The following is an 8,561-nucleotide window of genomic DNA, read 5'->3' as shown; positions in this document are numbered from 1 at the left end:
ACGGGTTCTCCTTGTGCTCGCGCACGTACTTCTTGAACATGTTGGTGACGAAGAACTCCATGGACTCGAAGCCCGCCTGGTCCATCTGCTCCGCCGCCTCCACCATGGCCGCGGTCTTCATGTTGAGCGCCCAGAGGCTCTGGTTGCCGTCCCGCAGCGTGGTGTCGATGAAGTGAATGTCGCTCATGATGTCTCCCGACTGAACCTGTATCGCGTCTCGTGGGTCGTGGTGCCCGGCGCTCACGCGCGTCGCCTGCTCATAGTGGCGTGAATGGGGAAACGGGTCAAGGTGGCCGCTGGTTCAACGTGCCAACGTCCCGAAACCGTCATTCCCGCGAAAGCGGGAATCCAGGGGTGGGGATGGGTCATTCGACCAGCGGCCGGATTCCGTTGGCGCGAGCGTAGCGACCCCATGGCACGGACTTGCTACCGGCTGGGAAATCCTCTAACGCTGCCCCTCATCACCCAAGGGAGGAACGCGTTGGTAGCACAGGAATCTCAGCCGGTGGAGGAACGTGTCGTCGAGTTGCTGCGGCACCTGGGCATCGACAAGGCTCACGTGGCGGCCTATCTGCCCGGGGACTGGAGCGGGTTGCTGGAACGGCACTCGTCGGCGGTGGCGTCGCTGACGCTCATCTGTCCCCGGGGTATGAAGATCGAACTGGTGCGTCCCCATTGCGACCGGATGATGGTCGTCACGGGCGACGGCGGCAACGAGGTGGCGGAGCTGATGGGCGCCATGGACAAGCTGCCCGGCGCCGCGCTGACGGTGCTGCGCGACTACTACAGCCCCATGTGGGCGGACATCATGGCGGACCGCAGCGACGAGGCGAGGCCGGCCATGCTGGAGTTTCTCGCGCGCATGGAAGGGGAGAGCCCGGCTTCGGCGGTGCGTCTCCCGGCGGGGGAGGGCGAGGTCGCGGGCGTTTCCTACACGGTCCGGGGTTCGGGGCCGCCGCTGCTGCTTTTCCCGCTGGCGCTGGCGGCGTCGCAGTGGGAGCCGGTCCTGGCGGTGCTGGCAGAGCGTTTCACGACCATCACCTTGGGCGGCGCGCATCTGGGCATGGTGGCTTTCCTGGAATCCCGCGCCGAGGGCTATCTCCGAGTGGTGCGCGGGGCCGTGGCCGAGGTGGCGCTGGAGCCCGGTCAGCGGGTGCTGGAGGTGGGTTGCGGCGCGGGCACGGTGGCGCGTTGGCTCGCGCGGCATACGGGGAAGCGCAACCCCATCGTGGGCGCGGACATCAATGCCTACCTGTTGCGCGAGGCCGCGAAGCTGGCCGCGGTGGAAGGGGTCGGCGACGTCATCGAGCTGCACAACGCCAACGGCCACGCGCTGCCCTTCCCGGACAACGGCTTCGACGCGACTTTGGCGTTCACGGTCATGGAGGAGGGCGACGCCGACGCCATGCTCGCCGAGTGCGTGCGGGTGACCCGGCCCGGCGGCAAGGTGGCCGTCGTGGTCCGTTCCCTGGACATGCCGTGGTGGGTGAATCTGCCGCTCCGGTCCGACCTCAAGCTCAAGGCCCAGACCGGGTACGGCGACATGGTGGAGGGCGGGTGCGCGGACGCGAGCCTGTACGAACGCATGGAGCGGGCGGGCCTGGAGGGTGTGGTCATGATGCCTCAGTGGGCGACGTACTCGTCAGGCGAACGGCTGCACCAGCAGCAGGAACGCATGGTCGTGCGGCTCGACCCGGAGGAAGCAGAGGAGTGGCGTCAGGCCATCGTCGCGGCCGGCAACCAGTTCTTCATCTCGCAGCCGTTCCACTCGGCGGTGGGCACCAAGCCCTGATTCCGCGGCAGTCGGCAGGTGTCCGGACCCGCGCGGTATCTACAGCGGTTTGCTCTGTAAGCCTACTGGTCGTAGCGCTCCTCGTAGGTTTTTCGGAGCGCCTCCGCCTCCTCCGCACTGAGGCCTTTGAGCCACAGGTTCTCGGGCCGTGCCAGCAACGCCTGGACGCGCCGCTCGTACTTCTGCTTCATCTCCGGCCCCTTGGTGGCGGCGGCCTTGATGACGTGCGGCAGGAACTTGAAGTAGAAGTGCTTCGAGACCTCGTACATGCCGTGCCAGTGGGTGTAGTCCGGACCCATCATGCTGGCGCCGTGCCGCGCCCGGCGCCCCTCGTGGTGCCACAGCTCCCAGAAGGTCCATTGCACGTCGTGCGCGAACGGCGCGTTGGCCTTGAGCACGCCGTCGGCCTTGAGCTCGTTCATGATCTGCTGCGCCGGCCGGGCGAACTTTTCGTTGTACAGCACCACCAGTTGGTCGAACTGGTGGTAGAAGTTGTCGATGTAGGTGTCGTTGTGGCAGTTGCGGCAGACCTGCTTCATGTTCTCCCGCCGCTGCTCCCAGGTCACGATGCGGGCCACGCGCCGCTCCAACGTGCGGTTCACCAGCCTCTCGTTGCGCACCACCTTCTCGACGGTTTCCACGGTGTCGCCGACCTTCGGCAGCGCCCGCGTGTCCGGATAGTCTTCCTGGTAACCGTCCTTGAAGATCACCCGGTTCAGCTTGGTGCTGATCACGGGCCGCAGCGTCCAGCTTATGCGCTCGCCCACGTCGTGCTTGTTGCCCCTCTTCACGCCCTGCGGCGTCATGTGGCTGCTGATGTGGCAGGTGGCGCAGGTGGGCGCGGCGGCGTAGTCCCGTCCCAGCACCCACTCGCCCTCCTTGTCCAGCGCCATGTGGGCACGGTTGGCGTGGAAGGCGATGCCGTGCTTCGATTCGTTGTAGATCTCGATCTGCGGGTGGTCGGGACCCATGTGGCACTTGCCGCAGTTTTCCGGGGCGCGCGCCAGCTTGGCCTGGAACGAATGGCGTGAGTGGCAGGCGTGGCACGAGCCCTTGGAGCCGTCGGGATTGAGCCGCCCCATGCCGCTGTTGGGCCAGGTGTCCGGGTCGATGACCGGCTTGTTCTCCTTGCCGGTGCGCAGGATCGCGCCGTCCGCGTCCCGCTTGAACTTGACGAGGCTGCCGTGGCACTGCCAGCAGCCGTTGACCGCGTCGGCGATGTTGCCGGGCATGCCCGCCACCTTCTCGGCCAGCACGTTGTCGAGGCTGGCCAGGATCTCGCCGGCGCGCGCATGGTGGCTGCGGGCGAACTCCCGGTGTTCGCGCACGTGGCAGCGGGCGCAGTCCGTGGGCGTCACCAGCGCCGAAATCAGCCGCCCCTCGTGCATCCAGGCGTCGACTTCGCCTTCGTTGGCCCGATGGCAATCCACGCAGCCCACGCCGAACTGGGCGTGGCGGGACTGCTCCCATTGCATGACCATGGCCGGGGAGTCCACCTTGTGGCAGGTCACGCACGCTTGGTTGGCGGCGGTGACCACGGCCTCCCGGCCTTCTTCCACCCGGTGCCGGCGCGACTCCTGCCAGGCCACCAGCAGCAGCGCGGCGAGGAAGAGGAACGAGAGACCGGCGATGAGATAGCGTTTGAATGCAAGGCTCACGGGAACGCCTCCTGGTTGCGACGGACTAGCTCGCGAACGACTCCCATACGGTCAGCACGAGGAAGAACAGGAACGCCAGGGTCCCCAGCGTCACGGGGACGCCGTCGGGCACGCGCCAGCGCCGACGGCACCACTCCTCAATGAAGGGCCAGAAAAACGCGATGACCCCCATGGCTACGGTCAGCGCCACGCTCACGCGCAGCGACGTCAGCTTGAGCAGGCGGAAACTGAAGTAGAAGAACCATTCGGGCTTGATGTGGTCCGGGGTCTGGGTGGGATCCGCCGGCGGCCCGAGGCCCGCGGGGAAGACCAGTGCCAGGATGGTCAGCAGGTACATGAGCAGCACGCCGATGAGGATCTCGGTGGTGGCGTGGTCCGGCCAGAACGGGAAGTGGCGTTCCTCCGCCTTGGCGGTCTGGTCCGTCGTCTCCAGCTCCGTCACGCCCTGGAGCCGGATCAACAGGATATGCAGCGCCAGCAGTACGAAGGTGACCGTGGGCAGCAGGCCGATATGGAGGACGTAGAAGCGCGTCAGCGTGGCGCCGCCGACCTCCGGGCCGCCGCGCAGGAACCAGGCCATCCACGGGCCGGCGAGCGGCACCGCCTCGGCCAGGTTCGCGGCCACGGTGGCGCCCCAGAAGCTCAGTTGCTCGAAGACCAGCGAGTAGCCCGTGAATCCGAAGGCGAGGGTCGCCATCAACAGCAGGAAGCCCACGCACCAGTTGAGCTGCCGCGGATGGCGGTAAGCGCCGGTGAAGAAGACCCGCAGCATGTGCAGGATCACCGCGATGATCATGAGGTTGGCGGCCCACTTGTGGAGCGAGCGGATGAACCAGCCGAAGCGGATCTCGTGGGTGATGGCGGCCACGCTGGCGTAGGCCTCCTCGGGCGAGGGCACGTAGTAGAAGGTCAGGGCGATGCCGGTGACCACCTGCACGACGAAGAGGTAGAGGACCGTGCCGCCGAGGCAGAACCACCATTTCTTGAGGTGGTGGGGGATGGGCTCGGCGCCCGCGTGCCTCAGCAGTTCCCAGTCGAACGGGAACATGGCCTGGAGGCGGTCGCCCACGGATGGCTTGCCCATGGCCGTCCCTACGCCTTGCCCGTGTCCCTGACGCCGATGTAGACGACCTCGCCGGCGTCGTCGACCCTAAGCGGCACGCGCGCGAGGCTTTGTCCCGCGTCCGCGGGCGGTCCGGACACCGCCACGCCGTCGCCGTCGAACACGCCGTTGTGGCAGGGACAGAAGAACTCTTTCCGGTCCGGCACCCAGTGGACGCGGCATCCCAGGTGCGGACACACCGAGCTGAACGCTTCGACGCCTTCGGGTTTGCGCTTGATGAGGATTTCCGTGCCGTCGAGCCCCGTGAACCCGCGCACCGCGCCTTCAGGGTACTCGTCCAGCCGTCCCGCGAAGAGCCAGCGGACCCGAGGTTCGAGGCGCCGGGGCAGGAGGAACAGGAAGCCCTCGGCGGCCAGCAGGCCATAGCTCAGGGCTAGGCCCGCGCCCATGAGGAGCAGCGCGAGCGTGTCGCGGCGGGTGGCGCCGCCGCTGGAACCGTCGCCGGACTGTGTCATCGGGCCTCTCTCTTGGCTTCGGGCCCCTTGGCCCACTGGGCATGTCCCAATATTATCGCAGCACCGCACGGCGTCCATGTCAAGTCGACGCAGTTGGTTGACACCCGATCCGCTATCCCCCATATGTGGTGGAGCTACGAACCTGCCGGCACTATAGGGAGGGGAGAATACGCGGTTGCTCGGCGGTTCGCGAATGCGGCGTTGGCTGGGCCTTGCTCAACCGGAGAACGTGGATGCGTGCCATGAAAACAGTCCGATCAAGGAAAGGGTTCGCCGTAGCGTGGGCGGTCGTCGGCTTGTGGCTGGCCGTGGCATTGTGGCCGCCCGCGGCCTCGGGGTCCGCCGAGCCGGGCATCCAGCTTGACGGCCCGCGGATCCAGGGCGGCTTGGTGCGCGGACGCGTGCCGCCGGGCTCCAAGGTGGAGTTCGAGGGCGAGCCGGTGCGCGTCTCCAGGGAGGGCTGGTTCCTCATCGGCTTCGGCCGCGACGCGCCGGCAAAGGCCGTGCTGTCGGTGGTGTTCCCGGACGGCAAACGCGAGCGCTACGGCCTGGCGGTGAAGCCGCGCAAGTACCGCATCCAGCGCATCGACGGCCTGCCGCCCAGCAAGGTCACGCCCAGCAAGAAGGATCTCGTGCGCATCCGCAAGGAGGTCGCCTTGGTAAAGCGCGCGCGTACCGTCGACGACCCGCGCACCGATTTCCTGGGCGGTTTCCGATGGCCGGTCAAGGGCCGCATCAGCGGCGTCTACGGCTCCCAGCGCATCCTCAACGGCGAGCCCCGGCGCCCCCACTACGGTATCGACATCGCCGCGCCCAAGGGCACCAGGGTGGTGGCGCCCGCCGCCGGCGTGGTCACCCTGGTGCATCGCGACATGTACTTCTCCGGCGGCACCATGATCGTCGACCACGGCCACGGACTCTCGTCCGCCTTCCTCCACCTCTCGCGCATCCTGGTCAAGAAGGGCCAGCGCGTGAAGCAGGGACAGCCCATCGCCGAGGTCGGCTCCACCGGCCGCTCCACCGGCCCCCATCTCGACTGGCGCATCAACCTCTTCGGCCGCCGCCTCGACGCCGCGCTGCTGGTGGGGCCGATGCCGAAGTGAAACCGGACGATACACGAAGGGGGTGAAGGCATGTGCGCCTTCACCCCCTCCTCCCGCACGAGGTCTTGGCCGCAATCCGCTAGGCTTCCCCCACCGCCGTCTGCCGCGTCCGGTTCGTTTCGGCGGCCGCGTGGGCCTTCTGGAAGTCTTCCTCGTTGAAGTTGTACAGGCTGGCGCCGCCCATGAAGATGGCGGCGGCGATTTCCCGCGACACGTTGTTGAGCAGGTTCGTGGAGACGTTGGGGAAGTTCGAGTCGAAGTGCGGGTAGTCGGTGGAGATGCACATCCGGTCTGCGCCGATGAGCTCGGCGGTGCCGGCGATCTCGGGCTCGCTGCCTTCCACCGCGGCCCAGCAGTTGCGCTGGAAGTATTCCCTGGGCGTCAGCGACAGATAAGGGGCGTGGGAGGTGTGATAGTTGGCGTAGTCCCACTCGATGCGCGTCAGGATGCCGGGCACCCAGGAGTTCTGCGCTTCCAGGTAGCCCACTCGGAGGTTGGGATGGAACTCGAAGACGCCGCCGATGATCATGGCGATGAGCGCCTGCTGCATCTCGATCCAGTGGCTGGCCACGTGGCGATAGAAGCGGTTCTCGCCGTACAGCGCGTTCATGTGGGAGTTCCACGCACCCGTGCCTTCATGGAAGCACCAGGACACGTTCAACTCCTCGTGCAGGCTGTAGAGCGGTTCCCAGTAGTTGGAGTGCCAGAAGTGCCCGTTGACCATGTTGGGCCGGATGAACGAGGCCACCGCGCCGAGCTCCTGCACCGCCCGCTTGAGTTCCCGGCACGCGAGGTTCACGTCGTGCAGCGGCAGCATGGCGGCGAACTTCATGCGCTCGGGACAGTGCTGGCAGAAGTCGTGGATCCAGTCGTTGTAGGCGCGGCTGAGGGCGTGCGAGAGATGCGGGTCCATGTTGTCCCGTGCCAAAAGACCCAGTCCACCCGTGGGAAAGAGCACGGCGATGTCGATACCTTCCATCTCCATGCCCATGATCTGGGCTTCCTCGTCGTAGCCGCGCTCGATGGCGAAGTCCATGCGTCCGGTGTCCGCGAGGCGGGAGGCCGACAACACGCCGGTGGCGGCGCCGATCATCGGTCCCGCGGCCTTGGAGGAAGCGGCCCTCTTGCGGTGCTGCTGCAACTCGGAGTCCGCGCCCGTGGCAAGCCCGTCGATGGTCCAGGTGCGCCGGCTGATCTTCCCATTGGCGTCGACCGCCCAGGTCACGCGGTGCTTGAACTCGGGATCCAGGTACTTCTCCAGCAGGTTTCCCGGCTCCTGAATGTGCATGTCGCTGTCGACGAAACGCAGGCCGTCTTTCATGGTCGTTCCTCCCTGTCGCGGCGGATCGCGGTGTCCCGCGCGCCTTGTCCGCCGTTCGGTTTTCGCTGAGTCGAGACTACAGCAAGTGCGGACGCACGGTCAATGACCGCGGGCGCGACGCCGAAGCCGAGTCGGCCGACGGAGGCGCCGGCATGCGACGGACCAGTCCAGACCGGCGTTCTCCGTGTTCATGTCGGGTGACCTGTGGCCGCTCCAGGAGCAATATCGCCGTTGGCCACGCGAATATGCCGATAGCAGACGGTGGCAACGATGGCCCAGTAGGCTCTGATGGGTGCGTTTACAGCAAGGAGCGCCACCGACAACAACACGGCAAGGTCGTTCTCTCGGAGGTAGCCGGCCACGGACTTGAGCAGAGTGCTCGATGTGTACTTCAGTGCTGCCACGCCGCACGCCACGAAAACGATAATGGCGAGTACGCGAATCCAATGACGCGAGCTCAACTGCCAGCACCGCCTGAAGCTGTCGAGAACACCGGTGCGCTCGATGGCCGCTACCGGGATCAACATGAGCAGCCGGCTGTCGACGAGACCATTGAGTGCACCGCCCGCGGTGGTCAGGACCAGGAGCATTCCCTTCGTGGACGGTTCGAACTCCGAGGTGAGGACGACGACAGCCGCAGCGTGCTGCGGCAGATAGAGGAGGGCACGCAGGATGGCGACCGCGGACACCCTTGAGACAAACACGTAGAACGGCCAACCCAGAACGCCTGGAATCGCCCTTGCGGCCGAGATCACGGAACCTCTCAACGTCATACGGCGCCCGTTCAGTTCCGCCCACACCACCAGCGCGATCACGGCTTCCACGGAAACCTGCGAGAAAGCGTGAAAGACGACGGAAGCGATCTGTCGGTAGTACAGGGCGGCGAACTCCGGCGTCCGCGAGACGACGAGAAACGGCGCCAGCCCGGTGAGAAACAACACCGTTCCCACCGCCCAGCCGACCACCGACGCCAGGAGCAGAAACGGCACGAAATGTCTCAAGAGCGCCGCAAGGGACTCGCGCACCACGGCCGAGGCTCCGATCGTGGGGCCGTGGGCATTGCTGTCCGAGTGTCGCGCTTCCGGCGCTTCCGGCTCCATGTTCCCCGG

At 66.5% G+C, this 8,561-nt stretch carries 8 protein-coding genes; 2 read left to right on the top strand and 6 right to left on the bottom strand.

What is annotated here, in order from left to right; translation table 11 throughout:
- Nucleotides 1-187: hypothetical protein (locus OXU42_15860; protein MDE0030865.1), on the bottom strand; the 187-nt coding region annotated here is incomplete at its 3' end.
- Nucleotides 188-481: 294 nt separating this feature from the next.
- On the opposite strand from OXU42_15860, the gene OXU42_15855 reads away from it, so the two are divergent.
- Nucleotides 482-1,792 carry a methyltransferase domain-containing protein gene (locus OXU42_15855; protein ID MDE0030864.1) on the top strand — a complete coding sequence of 437 codons (1,311 nt, stop codon included), beginning with the start codon at nt 482-484 and terminating at the stop codon, nt 1,790-1,792.
- A 62-nt stretch (nt 1,793-1,854) separates the two neighbouring features.
- On the opposite strand, the gene OXU42_15850 is transcribed toward OXU42_15855, so the two are convergent.
- The 3 genes from OXU42_15850 to OXU42_15840 are packed head-to-tail and all read right to left on the bottom strand — an operon-like array spanning nt 1,855 to nt 5,028.
- Nucleotides 1,855-3,450, bottom strand: coding sequence for a multiheme c-type cytochrome (locus tag OXU42_15850; protein ID MDE0030863.1), 1,596 nt, complete (start codon nt 3,448-3,450; stop codon nt 1,855-1,857).
- 25 nt (nt 3,451-3,475) lie between these two features.
- Nucleotides 3,476-4,534: a cytochrome bc complex cytochrome b subunit gene (locus tag OXU42_15845; protein MDE0030862.1), complete on the bottom strand. Its 1,059-nt coding sequence runs from the start codon at nt 4,532-4,534 to the stop codon at nt 3,476-3,478.
- 8 nt (nt 4,535-4,542) lie between these two features.
- Nucleotides 4,543-5,028, bottom strand: a complete 486-nt coding sequence (locus OXU42_15840) for a Rieske (2Fe-2S) protein (GenBank protein MDE0030861.1) — start codon at nt 5,026-5,028, stop codon at nt 4,543-4,545.
- Nucleotides 5,029-5,270: 242 nt separating this feature from the next.
- On the opposite strand from OXU42_15840, the gene OXU42_15835 reads away from it, so the two are divergent.
- Nucleotides 5,271-6,131 (top strand): M23 family metallopeptidase, encoded by an 861-nt coding sequence (locus OXU42_15835; protein ID MDE0030860.1) that lies wholly within the window; start codon nt 5,271-5,273, stop codon nt 6,129-6,131.
- Nucleotides 6,132-6,210: 79 nt separating this feature from the next.
- Here OXU42_15835 and OXU42_15830 read toward each other — a convergent pair whose 3' ends face one another.
- Entirely contained in the window at nt 6,211-7,452 is a 1,242-nt protein-coding gene (locus tag OXU42_15830; GenBank protein ID MDE0030859.1) for an amidohydrolase family protein, read from the bottom strand.
- 188 nt (nt 7,453-7,640) lie between these two features.
- Nucleotides 7,641-8,552 (bottom strand): hypothetical protein, encoded by a 912-nt coding sequence (locus OXU42_15825; GenBank protein MDE0030858.1) that lies wholly within the window; start codon nt 8,550-8,552, stop codon nt 7,641-7,643.
- Between the last annotated feature and the right edge of the window lie 9 nt (nt 8,553-8,561).

Source organism: Deltaproteobacteria bacterium (genome assembly GCA_028818775.1).
In the GTDB taxonomy this organism is placed as follows: domain Bacteria; phylum Desulfobacterota; class Binatia; order UBA9968; family JAJDTQ01; genus JAJDTQ01.
Note: the sequence above shows the minus strand (reverse complement) of the source record. Positions and strands in the feature narration are given on the sequence as shown.